The 21,228-nt window shown below is 59.9% G+C and carries 19 protein-coding genes; 6 read left to right on the top strand and 13 right to left on the bottom strand.

Translation table 11 applies throughout. The features are described from left to right. Window positions 1-204 precede the first annotated feature (204 nt). From F475_RS16415 to F475_RS16425, 3 genes are all read left to right on the top strand, one after another. The gene (locus F475_RS16415; protein ID WP_018927074.1) at window positions 205-1,017 is read left to right on the top strand and encodes an inner membrane protein YpjD; all 813 of its coding nucleotides are present in this window, start codon (window positions 205-207) and stop codon (window positions 1,015-1,017) included. Window positions 1,018-1,029: 12 nt separating this feature from the next. Further along, window positions 1,030-2,262 carry a transporter associated domain-containing protein gene (locus tag F475_RS16420; RefSeq protein ID WP_111454303.1) on the top strand — a complete coding sequence of 411 codons (1,233 nt, stop codon included), beginning with the start codon at window positions 1,030-1,032 and terminating at the stop codon, window positions 2,260-2,262. 252 nt (window positions 2,263-2,514) lie between these two features. Then, window positions 2,515-3,831 (top strand): MFS transporter, encoded by a 1,317-nt coding sequence (locus F475_RS16425; protein WP_019581065.1) that lies wholly within the window; start codon window positions 2,515-2,517, stop codon window positions 3,829-3,831. 113 nt (window positions 3,832-3,944) lie between these two features. Here the strand turns inward: F475_RS16425 and purT are convergent, their stop codons facing one another. From purT to F475_RS16450, 5 genes are all read right to left on the bottom strand, one after another. Then, window positions 3,945-5,126 (bottom strand): formate-dependent phosphoribosylglycinamide formyltransferase, encoded by a 1,182-nt coding sequence (gene purT, locus F475_RS16430; protein ID WP_018927078.1) that lies wholly within the window; start codon window positions 5,124-5,126, stop codon window positions 3,945-3,947. A 90-nt stretch (window positions 5,127-5,216) separates the two neighbouring features. Then, window positions 5,217-5,684 carry a VUT family protein gene (locus F475_RS16435; RefSeq protein ID WP_111454304.1) on the bottom strand — a complete coding sequence of 156 codons (468 nt, stop codon included), beginning with the start codon at window positions 5,682-5,684 and terminating at the stop codon, window positions 5,217-5,219. A 215-nt stretch (window positions 5,685-5,899) separates the two neighbouring features. Beyond that, complete coding sequence (locus F475_RS16440) at window positions 5,900-6,121, bottom strand: DUF1289 domain-containing protein (protein WP_018927080.1); 222 nt, start codon at window positions 6,119-6,121, stop codon at window positions 5,900-5,902. Next, a complete protein-coding gene (locus tag F475_RS16445) occupies window positions 6,118-6,642 on the bottom strand; it encodes a gamma carbonic anhydrase family protein (protein WP_007936184.1) in 525 nt (174 codons plus the stop codon). Before F475_RS16445 ends, F475_RS16440 begins: the two co-directional genes overlap by 4 nt. 68 nt (window positions 6,643-6,710) lie before the next feature. Next, the gene (locus F475_RS16450; protein ID WP_018927081.1) at window positions 6,711-7,310 is read right to left on the bottom strand and encodes a CoA pyrophosphatase; all 600 of its coding nucleotides are present in this window, start codon (window positions 7,308-7,310) and stop codon (window positions 6,711-6,713) included. Window positions 7,311-7,456: 146 nt separating this feature from the next. Between F475_RS16450 and F475_RS16460 the strand changes: the two genes are divergently transcribed. Both F475_RS16460 and F475_RS16465 read left to right on the top strand, forming a co-directional pair. Beyond that, window positions 7,457-8,008 carry an NUDIX hydrolase gene (locus tag F475_RS16460; RefSeq protein ID WP_086944741.1) on the top strand — a complete coding sequence of 184 codons (552 nt, stop codon included), beginning with the start codon at window positions 7,457-7,459 and terminating at the stop codon, window positions 8,006-8,008. A gap of 66 nt (window positions 8,009-8,074) precedes the next feature. Then, window positions 8,075-8,578: a murein L,D-transpeptidase family protein gene (locus tag F475_RS16465; RefSeq protein WP_086944740.1), complete on the top strand. Its 504-nt coding sequence runs from the start codon at window positions 8,075-8,077 to the stop codon at window positions 8,576-8,578. A 185-nt stretch (window positions 8,579-8,763) separates the two neighbouring features. Here F475_RS16465 and F475_RS16470 read toward each other — a convergent pair whose 3' ends face one another. Both F475_RS16470 and purL read right to left on the bottom strand, forming a co-directional pair. Beyond that, window positions 8,764-9,075: a YqfO family protein gene (locus tag F475_RS16470; protein WP_018927084.1), complete on the bottom strand. Its 312-nt coding sequence runs from the start codon at window positions 9,073-9,075 to the stop codon at window positions 8,764-8,766. Window positions 9,076-9,094: 19 nt separating this feature from the next. Next, window positions 9,095-12,991, bottom strand: a complete 3,897-nt coding sequence (gene purL, locus F475_RS16475) for a phosphoribosylformylglycinamidine synthase (RefSeq protein ID WP_018927085.1) — start codon at window positions 12,989-12,991, stop codon at window positions 9,095-9,097. Between the two features lie 274 nt (window positions 12,992-13,265). Here purL and mltF point away from each other — a divergent pair, with 274 nt between their 5' ends. After that, a complete protein-coding gene (gene mltF / locus F475_RS16480; protein ID WP_018927086.1) occupies window positions 13,266-14,726 on the top strand; it encodes a membrane-bound lytic murein transglycosylase MltF in 1,461 nt (486 codons plus the stop codon). A gap of 129 nt (window positions 14,727-14,855) precedes the next feature. Here mltF and pdxJ read toward each other — a convergent pair whose 3' ends face one another. From pdxJ to lepA, 6 genes are all read right to left on the bottom strand, one after another. Next, window positions 14,856-15,602, bottom strand: coding sequence for a pyridoxine 5'-phosphate synthase (gene pdxJ, locus F475_RS16485; RefSeq protein ID WP_007936221.1), 747 nt, complete (start codon window positions 15,600-15,602; stop codon window positions 14,856-14,858). 50 nt (window positions 15,603-15,652) lie between these two features. Then, window positions 15,653-16,342, bottom strand: a complete 690-nt coding sequence (recO, locus tag F475_RS16490; protein ID WP_018927087.1) for a DNA repair protein RecO — start codon at window positions 16,340-16,342, stop codon at window positions 15,653-15,655. A 230-nt stretch (window positions 16,343-16,572) separates the two neighbouring features. After that, window positions 16,573-17,475: a GTPase Era gene (gene era, locus F475_RS16495; RefSeq protein WP_111454305.1), complete on the bottom strand. Its 903-nt coding sequence runs from the start codon at window positions 17,473-17,475 to the stop codon at window positions 16,573-16,575. Continuing rightward, the gene (gene rnc / locus F475_RS16500; RefSeq protein ID WP_018927089.1) at window positions 17,468-18,157 is read right to left on the bottom strand and encodes a ribonuclease III; all 690 of its coding nucleotides are present in this window, start codon (window positions 18,155-18,157) and stop codon (window positions 17,468-17,470) included. The genes era and rnc overlap by 8 nt, the downstream gene beginning before the upstream one ends. A gap of 184 nt (window positions 18,158-18,341) precedes the next feature. After that, entirely contained in the window at window positions 18,342-19,196 is an 855-nt protein-coding gene (lepB, locus tag F475_RS16505) for a signal peptidase I (RefSeq protein ID WP_018927091.1), read from the bottom strand. A 5-nt stretch (window positions 19,197-19,201) separates the two neighbouring features. Next, window positions 19,202-21,001: a translation elongation factor 4 gene (lepA, locus tag F475_RS16510; RefSeq protein ID WP_018927092.1), complete on the bottom strand. Its 1,800-nt coding sequence runs from the start codon at window positions 20,999-21,001 to the stop codon at window positions 19,202-19,204. Window positions 21,002-21,228 lie beyond the last annotated feature (227 nt).

The raw sequence follows: 21,228 nt of genomic DNA on the forward strand, positions 1-21,228 counted from the left end.
ATCCTTTCAGGCCCTGTGTAGACCGGGATAATGGCGGCCCAGACCGGAATCAACATGTGCTCGGCGAGCCTGCGGCGTGGGCAGGTCGCGGATTATAGCGAAGACTGCGTCTGGCGGACACCTCGCTGTCAGCTTGTATGGTCTTTCGTGCCGTATGGGTTCTATGCCAAACTCAACGCCTTTCGGGCCTGCCTAACAGGATTTATGCTCCCCTTGTCACCCAGCTTGCTTACCACCCTCGCCGCCGCCTGCTTATATGCCGCTGCGACCTTCTATCAAGGCACTCGCCTGGCCACCGGTGCCAAGGCGAACAAACGCCTGCTGGTCACGCTCGGCGTACTGGCCGTGCTGGCCCACAGCGCCAGCCTGATCAGCTATCTGCTGACTCCGGTCGGCCTGGCCCTGGACTTTTTCAGCGCCGCCAGCCTGATTGCCGCAGCGGTCATCGCCCTGACCCTGCTGGCCTGCTCACGGATTCCAGTGGAAAACCTGCTTGTATTGCTGTTCCCGCTGGGCGCCGCAACAGTGTTGCTGGCACAGTTCGCCCCCGCCGGCACGGTGCAGGTCATCGACGAAGAGCCAGGCATTCTCGCCCACATTCTCTTGTCGATCCTCGCTTACGGCATGTTCACCATCGCGGTGTTCCAGGCCTTGCTGCTGCTGGTTCAGGACCATCAGCTCAAGCACAAGCATCCGTCCGGGCTGATCAAGAACTTCCCGCCGCTGCAAACCATGGAAAGCCTGCTGTTCGGTTTCCTCTGGGCCGGCTGGAGCCTGCTGTCGTTGTCGCTGATTTCCGGCTGGCTGTTCGTCGAGAACCTGTTCGCCCAGCACCTGGTGCATAAAACCCTGCTGGCGTGCCTGGCCTGGATCGTGTTCAGCGTGCTGCTCTGGGGGCGCAACCGTCTCGGCTGGCGCGGACACAAAGCCATCCGCTGGACCCTTGCCGGTTTCTGCCTGCTGATGCTGGCGTATTTCGGCAGCAAGCTGGTCCGCGAATACATTCTGCACATCTGACGGGCGGCATTAATGGACGACTTGCCCATAGGACCGATGCTCGCGGTGCTGGCCCTGCTGATTTTATGGTCGGGGCTGTTTACCGCCATCGAAGTTGCGCAACAGCAATTACTGGCCCAGCGCACGGCCTCGCGTTCCAGCGACAAACCCGTGGCCAAGCTGAGCTTCCCGCTCAACAGCCTGATCCTCTGCAACACCTTGTGCCGCGCGCTGGTGGTGGTCATCAGCACCTTGCTGGCGATTTTCACCTGGGCGCAAAACGGCCCCTGGATTGCCTGCCTCGGTGCCGGCGCAATGTTGCTGGTGTTCGCCGACTATCTGCCACGCGCCCTCGCCGCCCGCCACCCGGATGCCGTCCTGGCCTTGGGCAACACACTGCTCGGCATACCGCTGAAAATCGTCTATCCCGCCGCATGGCTACTTAATGGCATCAGCCAACTGCTGATGCGTCCATTCGCCCGCAAAATCAACGTGGTGCAGCAAAGCGAAGACGAGGCACCGGCAGATCGGCACGACGATCACGAACATGCAGCTTATCGCCCACTGTCAGGTATCCACGCACTGGATAACATCACGGTCAACGATATTCTGGTGCCACGCAGCGACGTCGACGGGATCAACCTGGACGACCCCCTCGAAGAAATCATCGAGCAACTGCGCCACAACAGGCGCACCCGCCTGCCGGTATTCCACAGCGACATCAACCAGGTCGAAGCGGTGCTCAACACCCGGCAGATCCGTCATTTGTTGCCGGATTCAAGCCTGACTGTGGAAGCGCTGCTGGCGGCCAGTCACGAACCGTACTTCGTGCCGGAAAGCACACCGTTGCAACTGCAATTGCTGAATTTCCACAAGCAGCAGCGGCGCTTGGGCATGGTGGTCGACGAGTACGGGGAAGTACTGGGTATCGTGACCCTGGAAGATATTCTCGAAGAAATCGTCGGAGAGTTCGAAAGCCAGCACAGCCTGGATAACCCGCACATTCACCCGCAGGCCGATGGCCGACTGGTGATTGATGGCGCAGCGTCCATCCGCGAGCTGAACAAGAGCCTCGGCTGGCATTTGCCCAGCGATGGTCCGAAAACCCTAAACGGCTTGGTGACCGAGGCGTTGGAGACGATTCCGGACAGTGCGGTGTGCCTGAAGATCGGACGATACCGGCTGGAGATTCTGGAGACTGAAGAAAATCGCGTCACGCGCGTGCTGATCTGGCATACCAGCTCAGCGCCTGCGTTTATCCGTTAACGGGTTAAAACAACCGCCCCTCTTGTTCGATAGTTAGCCACCTTCCTATAATCGAGCCGGCTTACCCAAGCCTCCCACCGAACCACATGCTTACCCCGCATGCAGCAGGTTCCGGCCAGATCTTCGACACCATCCGTACCACTGCGGCGACTGTTCCTACCTTGAACAGCGACCGATCCTCAACCCACATCCCTGGGTATTCGACCATAATAATTCGCTCCACTGGGGCACATGACTGTCAGGGATAACGACATGACGACCAGCACAACGTTCAGCGACACCGCGCCTGCCCAACCGACGAACTCCGCCACCCGCGTGGCTACCGCGAGTTTCATCGGCACGGCCATCGAGTTCTACGACTTCTACGTCTATGCCACCGCCGCAGCATTGGTGATCGGCCCGGTGTTCTTTCCACAAACCTCCGGCACCGCACAGATGCTGTCGGCATTCCTCACCTTCGGCATCGCTTTCCTTGCGCGGCCGTTGGGTTCGGCGCTATTCGGCCATTTCGGTGACCGTATCGGGCGAAAATCGACACTGGTTGCGTCCTTGCTGCTGATGGGCGTGTGCACCACGCTGATCGGCGTACTGCCGGGTTACGACAGTATTGGCGCCTGGGCGCCGATCCTGCTTTGCGTGCTGCGCTTCGGCCAGGGCCTGGGGCTTGGCGGTGAATGGGGCGGCGCCGCATTGCTGGCCACGGAGAACGCGCCCAAAGGCAAGCGCGCCTGGTTCGGCATGTTTCCACAACTCGGCCCATCGATCGGGTTTCTGGCGGCCAACGGCCTGTTCCTGACCCTGGCCATGAGCCTGAACGACGAGCAGTTCCGTTCTTGGGGCTGGCGGATTCCGTTCCTGCTCAGTGCCGCGCTGGTGATGGTCGGCTTGTACGTACGCCTCAAGCTCCACGAAACCCCGGTGTTCGCCAACGCCGTGGCTCGCCAGGAGCGGGTGAAGATTCCGCTGGTCGAGCTGTTCAGCCAATACTGGGCACCGATGCTGCTGGGCGCCGGGTCGATGGTGGTGTGCTATGCACTGTTTTACATCTCGACAGTGTTTTCGCTGAGTTACGGTGTGTCGACGCTTGGCTACACCCGGGAAACCTTTCTCGCCCTGCTGTGTTTCGCGGTACTGTTCATGGCGGCCGCAACACCGCTGTCGGCCTGGGCCAGCGATCGTTTCGGGCGTAAGCCGGTGCTGATCATCGGCGGCGTGCTGGCGATTCTGTCCGGATTCTTGATGGAACCGCTGCTGACCCATGGCTCGACCTGGGGCGTGGCGTTGTTCCTGTGCATAGAACTGTTTCTGATGGGCGTGACGTTTGCGCCGATGGGCGCGCTGCTGCCGGAGCTGTTTCCGACCCACGTGCGCTATACCGGCGCATCGGCGGCTTACAACCTGGGCGGTATTGTCGGTGCCTCGGCGGCACCGTTCTTTGCGCAGAAACTGGTGGCGATGGGTGGCTTGAGTTATGTCGGCGGGTATGTGTCGGGGGCGGCAGTACTAAGCTTAATCGCAGTGCTGTGCCTGAAGGAGACACGCAATAACGATTTGAATCGGGTTGCCTGAAGCCAAAAGCTTCGCGGGCAAGCCTCGCTCCTACGGGTCATTTGTCGAACGCACTTGCGTCTTGACGTGATCCCTGTAGGAGCGAGGCTTGCCCGCGAATGCCGCGCCTCGGTTTACAGCTCGACTACAACAGCCTGAGCAGCACGGGTCGCTTTTGCACGAGCAGCTTCGATAGACTCGTCGCGAGCCAACGCAACCCCCATCCGCCGCTGGCCATTGACTTCAGGCTTGCCGAACAGACGCAACGCAGTATCCGGCTCGCTCAACGCTGCACCCAGGTTGGCGAAAGCGGTCTGAGTCGACTGCCCTTCCACCAGAATCACCGCCGACGCCGATGGGCCGAACTGACGGATCAGTGGAATCGGCAGGCCCAGGATCGCCCGTGCGTGCAGTGCGAACTGCGACAGGTCCTGGGAAATCAGGGTCACCAGACCGGTGTCATGCGGGCGCGGCGAGACTTCGCTGAACCACACCTGATCACCCTTGATGAACAACTCGACGCCAAACAGGCCACGACCGCCCAAGGCTTCGGTGACCGCTTTGGCGACGCGCTCGGATTCGGCCAAAGCAACCGGGCTCATGGCTTGTGGCTGCCAGGATTCCTGGTAGTCGCCCTTCTCCTGACGGTGACCGACAGGCGCACAGAACGTAGTGCCGCCGACGTGACGCACAGTCAGCAGAGTGATTTCGTAGTCGAAGTCGATGAAGCCTTCGATGATCACGCGACCTTTACCGGCGCGGCCGCCTTCTTGAGCGTAATCCCAGGCTTTCTGCACGTCATCGACGCTGCGCAGCAGGCTCTGGCCCTTGCCCGAGGAACTCATGACCGGTTTGACCACGCACGGGAAGCCCAGGTCTTCGACTGCCTTACGGTAGTCCTCGAAGGTGTCGGCGAAGTGGTACGGCGATGTCGGCAGGTCCAGCTCTTCAGCGGCCAGGCGACGGATGCCTTCGCGGTTCATGGTCAACTGTGCGGCGCGGGCAGTCGGGATCACGGTGAAGCCTTCGGACTCCAGCTCCACCAGGGTCGCGGTGGCGATGGCTTCGATTTCCGGCACGATGAAGTGCGGTTTCTCGGCTTCGATCACCGCACGCAGGGCGGCACCGTCGAGCATATTGATCACATGGCTGCGATGGGCGACTTGCATGGCCGGCGCATTGGCGTAGCGATCCACGGCAATCACTTCAACGCCCAGGCGTTGCAGCTCGATCACCACTTCCTTGCCCAACTCACCACAGCCACACATCAATACGCGGGTCGCGGTTGGCGACAATGGAGTTCCGATACGGGTCATCTCAGGTCCTCAAAGGAGCGGATCATCGAGGGAAGCGCGCTTCCCATGGGGAGAAAGCGCGGCATTTTACATGAACCTGAGGGTTTGGCTTCAGCTGACGACAGCCTGTTTGCGCAGGCGCCATGCCATGGCCAACCAGACCACGGTGATGCCCGCGAACTTCGAACCCAGCGCAGTGAAGATCACGCCCGGTGTGAGCGCATCGATCATGCCGAAGAAGATGAAGGTGTCCAGCGGGATGCTCAGGGCCGAACTTATCCACAGGCGATCGTGCAACGGGCGCTTGGTGAGGCTGAACACCAGCCAGTCGATGCACTCGGACACGGCGAACGCCGTGGCACTGGCGAGAGCAATTGAGGGATCGGAGGTAACGTAAGACAGCCCCAGCGCCACCAGCATCGCCGCGATCGCGCCATGGCCGAAGCGGGTTTGCACCATGTCGCGCAGCACGAACACCAGGCCACCCCAGGCCGACCAGATGATGTCCAGGTGCGGGGCGGTGGAAAAGGCGTAATTGATCAGCACGACACTGCTGATGTAGGCGATCAGGAAGAGCATGGACGGGAGATACCTGTCAATTTTGTGCACAGGGTACTTCATCTTCAGCGCACAGATAACCTGTGGCGAGGGGGCTTGCCCCCGTTCGGCTGCGCAGCAGTCGTGAAATCAGCAAACGCCGTACGCCTGAAAGAATGAAGTCGCAGGTTTAGCGCCGCTTCGCAACGCAACGGGGGCAAGCCCCTTCGCCACAAAAGCCGCGCTACCACAAAAAATCAGGAATCGGATTTGGAAGGCAACATCCAGATCAGCCCACTCGATTTCGCCCGCTCATGACACAACCCCAGCACCTTGCGCCGCTCCTCGTTGTCCATCCGGCTCCAGCGGGTGATCTCTTCCACCGTGCGTTGACACCCGGTGCAAATGTCATCTTCATCCAGCGCACAAATGTTCACGCACGGCGACGGGACCGGTCGCTCACGTTCAGGTGTGCTCATTGTTCCTGCTCGACCAGATCGCGGGCATAACGCTGCGAGTTGTGCACATAGTGCGCGGCGCTGGCTTCGAGCATCTTCTTCTGCGGCTCGGTCAGTTCGCGTACCACCTTGCCCGGCGAGCCCATGACCAGCGAGCCGTCCGGAATTTCCTTGCCTTCACCGATCAGCGAGTTGGCGCCGATGATGCAGTTCTTGCCGATTTTCGCGCCGTTGAGGATCACTGCGTTGATGCCGATCAGACTGTAATCGCCCACCGTGCAGCCGTGGAGCATGGCATTGTGACCGATGGTCACGCCGGTACCGATGGTCAGCGGATAGCCCATGTCGGTGTGCATCACGGTGCCGTCCTGCACGTTGCTGTTCTTGCCGATCAGGATCAATTCGTTGTCGCCACGCAACACGGCGTTGAACCAGACGTTGGCGCCCTCTTCCAGTTTGACCTTGCCCACCAGCACGGCATTGGGTGCGACCCAGCTCTGCGGGTGGGTCTCGACGCGGGCGTCGCCCAGGCGGTATTTCATCTTGTTGTCCTCACGACCAGGCTGGCTCACTAGCGAAAAGCAGGATTCACGCCATACGAGCGATGGCTTCAGGTGTTGATAAAACTCTTGGGCGGTTGATGCAGGCTGATTTTCGCGTCATAGAGCAGGTTGATCAACTCGACGATCATGATCGCCGTCAACCCCCAGATCTTGTACTCGCCATAACGATAGCTCGGCACATACCAACTGTGGCCCTGATAGTCGATGCGGTGGGTGTGCTCGCGCGGGTCCTTGCGGAAGAATTCCAGAGGCACGCTGAACACTGCGGCGATCTCGGCATCGTTGGCTAGGTATTCGACGAAATCCGGAATCACGCCGACATAGGGCGTGACCTTGATGCCGTGCAGGGAGATCAGCGGGCTCAGTGGGCCGATCACTTCGACCAGCCCCGGCGGCAGGCCGATTTCTTCTTCGGCCTCGCGCAGAGCGGTAAAGATCAGATCAGGGTCTTCAGGGTCGCGTCGACCGCCGGGAAAAGCGACTTCACCGCCATGGGTCGAGAGCCCGCTGGCGCGAAGGGTCAGGACCAGTTCAGGTTCGTCACTGCGCGTGATGGGCACCAATACCGCGGCTTCGGGGAAACGTCGGTCGGTTTCCAGCGTACGCGGTGTGTGATTGCTTACCCGGTGCAGTAGCTCGTCCAGCATGAGTCTTCTCGATCTGTGCCTTACCCTGCATCATGCACCAATCGCACCGGCCGCCCAACCCCCGAAAAGCCTCATGTCGCGAAACGACAACTTGCCGACCGACACCGCTGCACGCCAAGATAGGCGCAGCATTCAGGAACCCAAGCATGAAATATTGCAGTCAATGCGGCAACCCGGTAACCCAGCGCATTCCCGAAGGCGATTCGCGCCTGCGTTTTGTCTGCGACAGCTGTCATACCATTCATTACCAGAACCCCAATATCGTCGCCGGTTGCGTGCCGACCTGGGGTTCGAAGGTATTGCTGTGCCGTCGCGCCATCGAGCCACGGCTCGGTTATTGGACCCTGCCCGCCGGTTTCATGGAAAACGGTGAGACCATCGAACAGGCCGCCATTCGCGAGACCGCCGAAGAAGCTTGCGCCCGGGTACGCAACCTGAGCATCTATACGCTGATCGATGTGCCGCACATCAGTCAGGTGCATGTGTTCTTTCGCGCCGAGCTTGTGGATCTGGATTTTCGCGCAGGCCCCGAGAGCCTGGAAGTGCAGCTGTTCGAAGAGGCCGACATTCCTTGGGGCGAACTGGCTTTCCGCACGGTCGGCCGTACATTAGAATGCTTCTTCGCTGACCGGCGGACCGAGGTCTACCCCGTGCGGTCCGAATCGATCCCGCCACTCGCTCAGCCTGCCATCATCTAAGCACTTGTTAGTAAAAAACCATCTATAAATAAAATAGTCGCGACACCTCTTAGGGATATCGTTTCAATGCGCTGGTTGCTTGCCCTGTTTTGCTTATCGTTCGTCGCAGTCTCCCAGGCTTCCGTCGCGGCCGCCCCGGACGGCAAAGTCATCGAAAAAGTTCTGGTCCTAAAATCTGCCCATCAGTTGCAGTTGATCAACGACGGCAAGCCGTTCAAGACCTATCGCATTTCCCTGGGCAAACGCCCCATCGGCCCAAAACTGATGGAAGGTGATAAACGCACCCCCGAAGGCCTTTACTGGCTGGACTGGCGCAAGACCAGCGAACGTTTCAACCTGGCGATGCACATCTCCTACCCCAACATCAGCGACTCCGCCCGCGCCCGGCGCGAAGGCGTCGAGCCTGGCGGCATGATCATGATCCACGGTACTCCAGACACCGAAGAGAACCCGGAAAACCTGTTCCACACGCTGGACTGGACCGATGGCTGCATCGCCATGCGCAACATGGACATGCGTGAAGTCTGGGGTCTGGTACCGGACGGCACGATGATCGAAATCCGCCCGTAACTTCCCCCCCCATAATGATCATTCCCACGCAGAGCGTGGGAATGATCAAGTGTGTTCTGGCTGCTACCTTCGGTCGGCTTCGAAAAAATAGATCAGAAGATCACGGATCAGGTCAGAGGTTAAATCCCGAGCAATAAAAAACCCGCTGAAGAATCAGCGGGTTTCTCATTGCAGCGGCCAGAGAATCAAAAATCCTCTAACCGCCATACCTCGTAAGCCGGCGTCTCATAGGGATGACTCTCTTTCAGAGCCACCACCACCGCCCGGATCAACTCATCGCTGACCACAAGCTCAACCTTCCATTCCTCAACCTGCTCGACCTGCCCAGCTTCACCAATGAACGGCTGACTGCCCTCCAGCGGACGAAACTGACCCAAGCCAAACACCTGCCACGCACAGTGGTCATAAGCCCCGATCCGCCCGCCACCGGCGGCGAATACAGCGCTTTTGACCACTTCAACATGACTGGCCGGAACAAAAAAGCAGAGCTTGTACACGGCAATCAGCTCCCCGCTCTTAGTTCACCCAGACGCGAGCGTTACGGAACATACGCATCCAAGGTGCGTCTTCGTTCCAGTCTTCCGAACGCCACGAGTTCTGCACCGCGCGGAACACACGCTCCGGGTGCGGCATCATGATGGTCACGCGACCGTCGCGGCTGGTCAAACCGGTGATACCGCGCGGCGAGCCGTTCGGGTTGGCCGGGTATTTCTCGGTGACCTTGCCGTGGTTGTCGACGAAACGCATCGCCACGCAACCCGACAGATCGGCTTGCAGCAACGCTTCTTCGCTGGCGAATTCGGCATGGCCTTCACCGTGGGCGATGGCGATCGGCATGCGCGAACCGGCCATGCCCTGCAGGAAGATCGAGTTCGACTCCTGGATCTGAACCATGGCCACGCGGGCTTCGAACTGCTCGGAACGGTTACGCACGAAGTGCGGCCAGAACTCGCTGCCCGGGATCAGCTCGTGCAGGTTGGACATCATCTGGCAACCGTTGCACACGCCGAGGGTGAAGCTGTCGGTACGTTCGAAGAAGCCCTGGAAGGCATCGCGAGCGCGACTGTTGAACAGCGCGGACTTGGCCCAGCCTTCACCGGCACCCAGTACGTCGCCGTAGGAGAAACCGCCGCAAGCGACCATGCCCTTGAAGTCGTTCAGGTCGACACGGCCAGCCAGGATGTCGCTCATGTGCACGTCGATCGCGTTGAAACCGGCACGGTCAAACGCTGCCGCCATTTCCACCTGACCGTTGACGCCCTGCTCACGCAGCACGGCAACCTGTGGGCGAATGCCTTTCTTGATGTAAGGCGCGGCGACGTCCTGGTTGACGTCGTAGCTGAGTTTGACGCTCAGGCCCGGGTTGTCTTCTTCCAGCAGCACGTCGAATTCTTGTTCGGCGCAGTCGGCGTTATCACGCAGACGCTGGATCTGGTAGCTGGTTTCAGCCCACTGACGTTGCAGCAGACGACGCTGACCTTCGAATACGGTATCGCCGTTAAACGTGATGCTGATCTCGCCGTTGTTCATCGGCTGACCGATCACCGATACGCAGTCGCCCAGGCCAGCAGCGCTGAACTGCGCGAGGATATCCGCGGTGGCGTCCTGGCGAACCTGGATCACAGCGCCCAGTTCTTCGTTGAACAGGATCGCGGCGATATCGGCGGAAGTCTCTGCCAGACCGTCGAGGTTCAGGCTCAGGCCGCAGTGGCCGGCAAACGCCATTTCCACCACGCTGGTCAACAGACCACCGTCGGAACGGTCGTGGTAAGCCAGCAGGTGACCGTCGGCGTTGAGGCCCTGGATCACTGCGAAGAAGGCTTTCAGGTCTTCGGCGTCATCGACGTCCGGTGCCTGTTTGCCGAGTTTGCCGTGAACCTGAGCGAGGATCGAGGCACCCATGCGGTTCTGGCCGCGACCGAGGTCGATCAGGATCAGGTCGGTGGTGCCCTTGTCCATGCGCAGTTGCGGGGTCAGGGTCTGACGGATGTCAGCCACTGGCGCGAAACCGGTCACGATCAGCGACATCGGCGAAGTGACCGCCTTATCGACACCTTCGTCGTTCCAGCGAGTGGCCATGGACATGGAGTCCTTGCCCACCGGAATGGTGATGCCCAGCTCAGGGCACAGTTCCATGCCGACCGCTTTCACGGTGTCATACAGACGTGCGTCTTCACCTGGGTGACCGGCAGCGGACATCCAGTTCGCCGACAGTTTGATGTCGGAGATCTTGGCGATGCGCGAGGCGGCGATGTTGGTCAGGGTTTCGCCGATGGCCATGCGGCCCGACGCCGGAGCGTCCAGCAGGGCCAGCGGAGTGCGCTCGCCCATGGCCATGGCTTCACCGGTATAAACGTCGAAGCTGGTGGCGGTAACGGCAACGTCGGCCACCGGAACCTGCCACGGGCCGACCATCTGGTCACGGGCCACGAGGCCGGTGATGGTGCGGTCGCCGATGGTGATCAGGAAGCTTTTGCTGGCCACGGCCGGGTGATGCAGGACGCGCTCGACGCAGTTGGCGATGTCGAGGGTCGACGGATCGAAATCGTCGCCCAGCTCGTTTTCACGAACCACCGAACGGTGCATGCGCGGGGCTTTGCCCAGCAGCACTTCGAGCGGCATGTCCACCGGGCTGTTGCCGAAGTGGCTGTCGGTCACGGTCAGTTGCGGCTCGGCAGTGGCTTCGCCGACTACCGCGAATGGGCAACGCTCACGCTCGCAGATCGCCTTGAAGCGTTCGAAGTCCGCCGGGCCGACTGCCAGAACGTAGCGTTCCTGGGATTCGTTACTCCAGATTTCGTGCGGGGCCATGCCCGGCTCGTCGTTTGGAATGTTGCGCAGTTCGAAACGGCCACCGCGGTCGCCATCGTTGACCAGTTCCGGGAAGGCGTTGGACAGACCACCCGCACCGACGTCGTGGATGAAGCTGATCGGGTTTTTGTCGCCCAGTTGCCAGCAACGGTCGATGACTTCCTGGCAACGACGCTCCATCTCTGGGTTTTCACGTTGTACGGAAGCGAAGTCCAGGTCTGCCGAGCTGGTGCCGGTGGCCATGGAGGAAGCCGCGCCGCCACCCAGACCGATCAGCATCGCCGGGCCGCCAAGCACGATCAGCTTGGAGCCAACGACGATTTCGCCTTTCTTGACGTGTTCTTCACGGATGTTGCCCATGCCGCCAGCCAGCATGATCGGCTTGTGGTAACCGCGAACTTCGTCACCATGAGGGGTGGTGATCGACTGTTCGAAGGTACGGAAGTAACCGGTCAGCGCCGGACGGCCAAATTCATTGTTGAATGCAGCGCCGCCCAACGGGCCTTCGATCATGATGTCCAGCGCGGTAACGATGCGCTCGGGTTTGCCATACGGCACTTCCCACGGCTGTTCGAAGCCCGGGATCTGCAGGTTCGACACGGTGAAACCGGTCAAGCCAGCCTTTGGCTTGGCGCCGCGACCGGTGGCGCCTTCGTCGCGAATCTCGCCGCCACTACCGGTGGATGCGCCCGGGAACGGGGCAATCGCAGTCGGGTGGTTGTGCGTTTCGACTTTCATCAGGATGTGCACCGGTTCCTGCACCGCGCCGTACTGGCGGGTTTCAGGGTCCGGGAAGAAACGACCGGCCACGGAACCGACGATGACCGAGGCGTTGTCCTTATAAGCCGACAGAACACCTTCGCTATGCATCTGGTAGGTGTTCTTGATCATGCCGAACAGGCTTTTTTCCTGGCTCTGACCGTCGATGTCCCAACTGGCGTTGAAGATCTTGTGACGGCAGTGCTCGGAGTTCGCCTGGGCGAACATCATCAGTTCGATGTCGTGCGGGTTGCGCTTCAAACCAAGGAAGGCGTTGACCAGGTAGTCGATTTCGTCTTCGGCCAGGGCCAGGCCCAGCTCGGTGTTGGCTTTTTCCAGCGCGGCGCGGCCGCCACCCAGCACGTCGATCGCGGTCAGGGGCTTGGGTTCGGCGTGGCTGAACAGGCCGGAGGCTTGTTCGAGGTTGCCCAGCACGATCTGGGTCATGCGGTCGTGCAGCGCGTCTGCGATCAGCTGCGCTTCGGCGTCGCTGAACTGGCCGGCGACATAGAACGCGATGCCGCGCTCCAGGCGCTGGATCTTGGTCAGGCCGCAGTTGCGAGCGATATCGCTGGCTTTACTGGACCACGGCGAAATGGTGCCGAAACGCGGCAATACCAGGAACAGACGACCAGTGGGCTCTTGTACCGGAACGCTAGGGCCGTACTTCAGAAGGCGCGCGAGCACCTGCTGTTCGTCGCCGGTCAGGACGCCGGTAACTTCGGCGAAGTGAGCGAATTCAGCATACAAGCCGCTGACAGCTGGAACCTTCTGGCTCAGTTGCTCAAGGAGTTTGCTGTGGCGAAAGGCAGAAAGGGCAGGAGCGCCGCGCAGGATCAACATCTTCGGGACAGCCTCGGGAAGGGGTGTGCTTTGAGGCCGTGCATTCTAGCCTAAACCGCCCGCGACATCACCCGAAACGGTACACGCGGTTGCACCCGAACGTCGGGCCGGGTATTCGGGCCCTGAACAGGTGCGCGCCGGGGGTTATTTTTTCTGTCATAAAATGCTGTTCGGGCCCATTCCTGCGGGCTCCAAGCGGGTTTTTGAAGCCCTAGCAGACAAGCCCTTCTCTGTCGAGATATGGCGCTCGTGGTCCTTTGCGTATACTGCGCAGATGTTTTTCCCAACGGCTTTGCGTCCGCGGTACGCCAAATGGCTGATCGCAACCGGACTCTTCCTGATGCTCAGTGGCTGTGTTGATAAACCCAACACGCTGGAGCGCGTAAAGGAGGATGGCGTGCTGCGGGTGGTTACCCGGAACAGCCCCGCCACCTACTTTCAGGATCGCAATGGTGAAACCGGCTTCGAATACGAGCTGGTGAAGCGCTTCGCCGACGATCTGGGGGTCGAACTCAAGATCGAAACCGCCGACAATCTCGACGACCTGTTCAATCAGGTGGGCAAGCCAAATGGCCCGGTGCTGGCCGCTGCCGGCCTGGTCAGCAGCGAGGACCGCAAAAAGCAGGTGCGGTTTTCCCATTCCTACCTCGAAGTCACCCCGCAGATCATCTATCGCAACGGCCAGTCGCGGCCGACCGACGCAGGCGATCTGGTCGGCAAGAAGATCATCGTGCTCAAGGGCAGCACCCACGCCGAGCAATTGGCAGAGCTGAAAAAGAAATATCCCGGCATTGAATACGAAGAGTCCGACGCAGTTGAAGTCGTCGACCTGCTGCGTATGGTCGACGAAGGTCAGATCGACCTGACCCTGGTCGACTCCAACGAAGTGGCGATGAACCAGGTCTACTTCCCCAACGTGCGGGTCGCCTTCGACCTCGGTGATGCCAGCAACCAGAGCTGGGCCGTGGCCGCCGGCGATGACAACAGCCTGCTCAACGAAATCAACACCTACCTCGACAAAGTAAAGCAAAACGGCACCCTGCAACGCCTCAAAGACCGCTACTACGGACACGTCGACGTACTCGGCTACATGGGCGCCACCACCTTCGCCCAGCACTTGCAGCAACGACTGCCCAAATACGAACAGCACTTCAAGGCGTCCGCCAAGAAAGAAAAAGTCGACTGGCGCCTGCTGGCGGCGATCGGTTATCAGGAATCGCTGTGGCAAGCGGCGGTCACGTCCAAGACCGGCGTGCGCGGATTGATGATGCTGACCCAGAACACGGCGCAAGCCATGGGCGTTTCCAACCGCCTAGACCCCAAGCAGAGCATCATGGGCGGCGCGAAATACCTGGTCTACATGAAGGATCAACTGGACGAGTCGATCCAGGAGCCGGATCGTACGTGGTTCGCGCTGGCCGCCTACAACGTGGGCAGCGGTCACCTGGATGACGCGCGCAAACTGGCGGCCAAGGAAGGGTTGAATCCGGACAAATGGCTGGACGTGAAGAAAATACTGCCCCGCCTTTCGCAGAAGCAGTGGTACAGCAAGACTCGTTATGGCTACGCCCGTGGCGGCGAACCGGTGCATTTCGTGGCGAACATCCGTCGCTACTACGACATCCTGACGTGGGTCACGCAGCCGCAGCTCGAAGGCACCCAGGTCGCCGAGGGCAACCTGCATGTGCCGGGGGTCGACAAGACCAAGCCGAGCCAGGAAACCCCACCGCTTTAAATTATTGTTGTCTCCGATGACGCCTTCGCGGGCAAGCCTCGCTCCTACAGGTTTGCGTCGAACACACAATTGCGTATCGACACGAAACTGTAGGAGCGAGGCTTGCCCGCGAAGGCAGCACCGCCGATCTCAACCCTTTAGTGCAGCAGCCAGAATCAGCGCCTTCATCTCCGACACTGCCGACTTGAACCCGACGAACAATGCATGGGCCACCAGCGCATGGCCGATGTTCAGTTCGTTGATGCCCTTGATTGCCGCAACAGCCTCGACGTTGTGATAGTGCAAACCGTGGCCGGCGTTGACGATCAGGCCTTGGGCCAGACCGAATGCCACGCCATCGGCCACACGCTTGAGCTCTTCAGCAACTTCGGTTGGCGTCTCGGCGTCCGCGTAACGCCCGGTGTGCAATTCAATGGCCGGCGCGCCGACACGGCGGGACGCCTCAATCTGCCGCTCGTCAGCGTCGATGAACAGCGACACTTCGCAGCCAATCTTCGCCAGGCGATCCACCGCCGCCTTGATCCGCGCTTCCTGCCCCGCTACGTCCAGACCGCCTTCAGTGGTCAGTTCCTGACGGGTTTCCGGCACCAGGCAAACGTGCGCCGGGCGGATACGCTCGGCGAACGCCATCATTTCTTCGGTGACGCCCATTTCGAAATTCATGCGGGTTTGCAGCACGTCCTTGAGCAGCAGGACATCGCGCTCCTGAATGTGCCGGCGGTCTTCACGCAGGTGCACGGTGATGCCGTCAGCGCCCGCCTCTTCCGCGTCCAGCGCTGCCTTGACCGGATCCGGGTAACGAGTACCCCGGGCCTGACGCAGGGTGGCAACGTGGTCGATGTTCACGCCAAGAAGAATGCGATTGCTGGTGGTCACGGAAGCGCTCCTGAAGAAGGGGGAAGTTCGGTGCACAGCATACGGGGAGACTACGGCTTTCGAAACAACTCACGACTAACCAATGGACGCCCACCCAAGTGAACGGCCAACGCCTGACGCATCAAGCGCTTGGCGGCGGACAGCGCACCGGGCGCGGACCAGTCGGCATCGGCCATGGCCAGCAGTTCGGTACCGTTGAACAGGCCTGGTTGCAACAAGTAAACCCGCTCCAGACCCGCATCCACCTGCAAGCGGTAGAGACCGTCCGGCGCAATGGGGTCGCCATGGATGTCGGTATTCAGCGCGAAGCCATAACCGAGATCATCGAGCAGTCGCCATTCGAAGGAGCGCAGCAATGGTTCCAGTGGTCGACCTTCGGCCAGGGCAAGCAAGGTCGCGGCGTAGTGATCGAAAACCGCGGGATGAGGATCTTCGGCGGGCAGCAAGCGGATCAGCAATTCGTTGAGGTAGAGACCACTGAACAGCGCTTCGCCATTGAGCCAGGTGGAAACGCCGGCGCTTTCCATGCGGCCGACATTCTTCAGTTCGCCCCGGCCACGGAACTCGACTTCCAGCGGCACGAACGGCCGCGCCAACGTCCCGGCCTTGCCCCGCGCACTGCGCAACACCGCCCGCAGCCGACCTTGCGGCGTGAGGAAATCCACCAGCGCACTGCTTTCGCGGTAGGCGCGGGAATGGAGCACGTAGGCGGGTTGGCCGATGGGCGGGCTGGATGACATCAGTTTCCGAATCTCTGGAGATCCACTGTGGCGAGGGAGCTTGTCGGAACGCCGCACCGTCCCGCTGGACTGCGAAGCGGCCCCAAAACCATGCACCTCAGTGTTTCAGGTAAAACCGCGATGCCAGGATTTACGACTGCTTCGCCCGGGCGCGGATCGGCCGAACGGGAGCAAGCTCCCTCGCCACAAAAGCTCGCTCCTACAATTGAATCGATGTGCTGCTGGACGATTTACAGGTCGCCGTAACCCAGCGAACGCAAGGCGCGCTCGTCGTCAGACCAGCCACCTTTCACCTTGACCCACAGATTGAGCATGATCTTGGAGTCGAACAGCAGCTCCATGTCCTTGCGCGCTTCGGTGCCGATGCGCTTGATGCGCTCGCCCTTGTCGCCAATGATGATTTTCTTCTGACCGTCACGTTCAACGAGGATCAAAGCGTGAATGTGCAGGGTTTTGCCCTGCTGCTTGAACTCTTCGATTTCCACGGTGATCTGGTACGGCAGCTCGGCGCCCATCTGACGCATGATTTTTTCGCGTACCAGTTCCGCCGCAAGGAAGCGGCTGCTGCGGTCGGTGATCTGATCTTCCGGGAAGAAGTGATCGTTTTCCGGCAGGTGCTCGGCGATCACTCGCTCCAGCGTGTCAAGGTTGTGCCCGTGCTGGGCCGAGATCGGCATGATCTGCGCGTTCGGCAGCTGTTCCTGCAACCAGGTCAGGTGCGGCATCAGCTCGGATTTGTCTTCGATGCGGTCGGTCTTGTTCAGCGCCACGATCAGCGGACCGGTCACGTACTGAACGCGCTCGAGGACCATCTGGTCTTCGTCGGTCCACTTGGTACGGTCAACCACGAAGATCACCACGTCGACGTCTTTCAACGCCGCCGAAGCGGTCTTGTTCATGTAACGGTTCAGGGCCTTTTCGCCGCCCTTGTGCATACCCGGGGTGTCGACGTAGATCGCCTGAACGTCGCCTTCGGTCTTGATGCCCAGCATGTTGTGGCGGGTGGTCTGCGGCTTGCGTGAGGTGATCGCCAGTTTCTGACCCAGAATGTGGTTCAGCAGCGTGGACTTGCCCACGTTGGGACGGCCGACGATGGCAACATAGCCACAGCGAGTTGCGATTGAATCAGTCATTGCCATTCTCCACACCCAGGGCAATCAGTGCTGCGGCGGCCGCTACCTGTTCGGCAATACGACGACTCACACCCTGACCTCGGCTTTTTTCATTCAGTAAGATGATTTCACATTCGACGAAGAACGTCCGGCAATGCGGCTCACCCTGGATATCCACCACTTCGTAACGCGGCAGCTCACAACCACGGGACTGCAGGAATTCCTGCAGGCGGGTTTTCGGATCTTTGTTGGTGTCGACCAGCGTCAGGCCTTCGAACTCTCCGGCCAGCCAGGCCAGCACGCGTTCGCGCGCCACCTCCATGCCAGCGTCCAGGTAGATCGCACCGATCAGCGCTTCGAGGGCATCGGCCAGAATCGACTCGCGACGGAAACCGCCGCTTTTCAATTCGCCGGAGCCCAGGCGCAGGTATTCACCCAGGTCGAAGCCACGAGCCAGTACGGCCAGGGTCTCACCTTTCACCAGGCGTGCGCGCAAACGCGACAACTGGCCTTCACGGGCCAGCGGGAAGCGATCGAACAGCGCCTCGCCGGCGACGAAATTGAGGATGGCATCGCCGAGGAATTCCAGGCGTTCGTTGTTGCGCCCGGCAAAACTGCGGTGAGTCAGGGCCAGGACCATCAGTTCCTGATCCTTGAAGGTGTAACCGAGCTGACGCTCGAGACGGCTTAAGGAGACGCTCACGGTTTACCCACGCTGAGTTCGTGGTTGGATTCCACCGCCAGGGCCTTGATGCGGCGCAGGCTTGGGACAATTAACGCTGTGTTCAAAAATAACGTCCTGAATATCGTTGTTTTCATGCTCCTGTCGCCGATTGTGCCGACTCCAGAAATGCATTCGGCGCTGTGTTCAACAGCGCCGTGTGTGATTACTTGATCAGACCAACCCGCGAGAAATTCGGCAGGTGACCGAGTTTGGGTTCCGGCCAGCTCATCCAGACTGCGAAGGCCTTGCCGACGATATTCTTGTCGGGAACCATGCCCAGCAGATCCTTGGGAATGCTCGGATCATCCCAGTAGCGACTGTCGTTCGAGTTGTCGCGGTTGTCGCCCATCATGAAGTAGTGCCCGGCCGGCACGGTCCACGAATGGTCCGGCGTTGCGCGGTAGCGGCTCATTTCCTTGCGGATCAGGTGCTCGGCGGCGCCAAGTTTTTCCTTGTAGAGCTCGGCGCTACCCAACGTGCCCGGCTCGGAGCCGACCAGTTGTTCGGCAATCGACTCACCGTTGACGAACAGGCGCTTGTCGGCGGTGTAGCGAATCTGGTCGCCCGGCAGGCCCACTACACGCTTGATGTAGTTGACGTTCGGGTCGCTCGGGTAGCGGAACACCATCACATCGCCGCGCTGCGGATCACCGACTTCGATGACTTTCTTGTCGATCACCGGCAAGCGGATCCCGTAAGAAAACTTGTTCACCAGAATGAAGTCACCGACATCCAGGGTTGGTTTCATCGAGCCGGAAGGAATCTGGAACGGTTCCACCAGGAACGAACGCAGCACCAGCACGATGAACAACACCGGGAAGAACGACTTGCCGTATTCGACCAGCAGCGGCTCTTTGTTCAGTTTCTCGATCACTACCATGTCAGCCTGGCTGACGCTCCCCTGATAGGAGTTGATGGCAGCCCGGCGCCGTGGCGCCAGGAACAGCAGATCGAGCAACGCCAACAGGCCGCAGACGAACACGGCGATGACCAGCAACAGCGGGAAATTTAGTGACATAGGACCTAACTATCCAACCTGAGCACGGCAAGGAAGGCTTCTTGTGGAATTTCCACGTTACCGACCTGCTTCATGCGTTTTTTACCGGCCTTTTGCTTTTCCAGCAGCTTTTTCTTACGGCTGACGTCACCACCGTAGCATTTGGCCAATACGTTCTTTCTGAGTGCCTTGACGGTTGTACGCGCCACAATCTGACCGCCAATGGCGGCCTGGATTGCCACGTCGAACATCTGCCGCGGAATCAGGTCTTTCATCTTCTCGGTCAACTGGCGACCTTTGTAGTGCGAGTTGTCACGGTGCACGATCAGCGCCAGAGCGTCGACCTTGTCGCCGTTGATCAGCACGTCCAGTTTCACCAGGCTGGCCGATTGGTAACGATCGAAATGGTAGTCCAGAGAAGCATAGCCGCGACTGGTGGATTTCAAACGATCAAAGAAGTCCAGCACCACTTCGTTCATCGGCAGGTCGTAGGTCACTTGTACCTGGGAGCCGAGGAACAGCATATCGACCTGTACGCCACGTTTTTCGATACACAGGGTAATGACGTTACCCAAGTGCTCTTGCGGCACAAGAATATTGGCGCGCACGATTGGCTCGCGCATGTCTTCGATGGCAGACAGGTCTGGCAGCTTGGACGGGTTATCGACGTAGATCGTCTCGCCGGTCTTGAGCAACAGCTCGAAGATTACCGTCGGCGCCGTGGTGATCAGGTCCAGGTTGTATTCGCGCTCCAGGCGCTCCTGGATGATTTCCATGTGCAGCATGCCGAGGAAGCCGCAACGGAAGCCGAAGCCCAGTGCGTCTGAGCTTTCCGGTGTGTATTGCAGCGACGAATCGTTGAGGGTGAGCTTTTGCAGCGCCTCGCGGAAGTCTTCGAAGTCGTCGGAGCTGACCGGGAACAGGCCGGCGTACACCTGCGGCTGAATGCGTTTGAAACCTGGCAGCACATCGACGTCCGGCGTCGAGCTCAAGGTCAGGGTATCGCCCACTGGCGCACCGTGAATGTCCTTGATGCTGGCGATGATGAAGCCTACTTCACCGGCCTTCAGGTCGACGGTAGGGGTGTGCTTCGGGTTGAATACACCGACGCTGTCCACCAGGTGGATCTTGCCGGTGGACTTGACCAGAATCTTGTCGCCCTTCTTCACCCGACCGTGGCGCACACGAACCAGGGAAACAACGCCAAGGTAGTTGTCGAACCAGGAGTCGATGATCAACGCTTGCAACGGATCTTCGATGTTGCCGGTCGGCGCGGGAATGGTGTGAACCAGACGCTCGAGCACCTCATCGACGCCCAGGCCGGTCTTGGCACTGCACTCGACCGCGTCGGTGGCATCGATGCCGATGATTTTTTCGATTTCTTCCTTGACGCGCTCCGGATCGGCCTGTGGCAGGTCGATCTTGTTCAGCACCGGCATGACTTCCAGGCCCTGCTCGATCGCCGTGTAGCAGTTGGCAACCGACTGCGCCTCGACGCCCTGACCGGCATCGACCACCAGCAACGCACCTTCACAAGCCGCCAGCGACCGGCTGACTTCATAGGTGAAGTCGACGTGGCCCGGGGTATCAATGAAGTTCAGCTGGTAGTTAATGCCATCGCGGGCTTTGTAATACAGGGTGACGCTGTGGGCCTTGATGGTGATCCCGCGTTCACGTTCCAGGTCCATGGAATCCAGCACCTGGGCTTCCATTTCGCGCTCGGCAAGGCCGCCGCACATCTGGATGAAGCGATCGGCCAGCGTCGACTTGCCATGGTCAATGTGGGCGATGATGGAGAAATTGCGGATATGACTCAAATCACTCACGGATCAACACTCAAAAAGGCTGCAGGCATAGCCCGCCGAAAAATAGCCGGGAATTGTACCTGATCCACGGCGCAAGCGTCACGTTTGCAGGTCAGACGGCGCCTACAAAAACGCCCCGGTCTTGCGACAGGGGCGTTTTTGGCGACTTTTGTAGGAGCCGGCTTGCTGGCGATGGGGACGCCGCGGTGGGTCTGGATGACCGCAGCGATGCAATCGCCAGTAAGCCG

It is taken from the genome of Pseudomonas sp. URMO17WK12:I6 (genome assembly GCF_003253625.1).
GTDB lineage: Bacteria > Pseudomonadota > Gammaproteobacteria > Pseudomonadales > Pseudomonadaceae > Aquipseudomonas.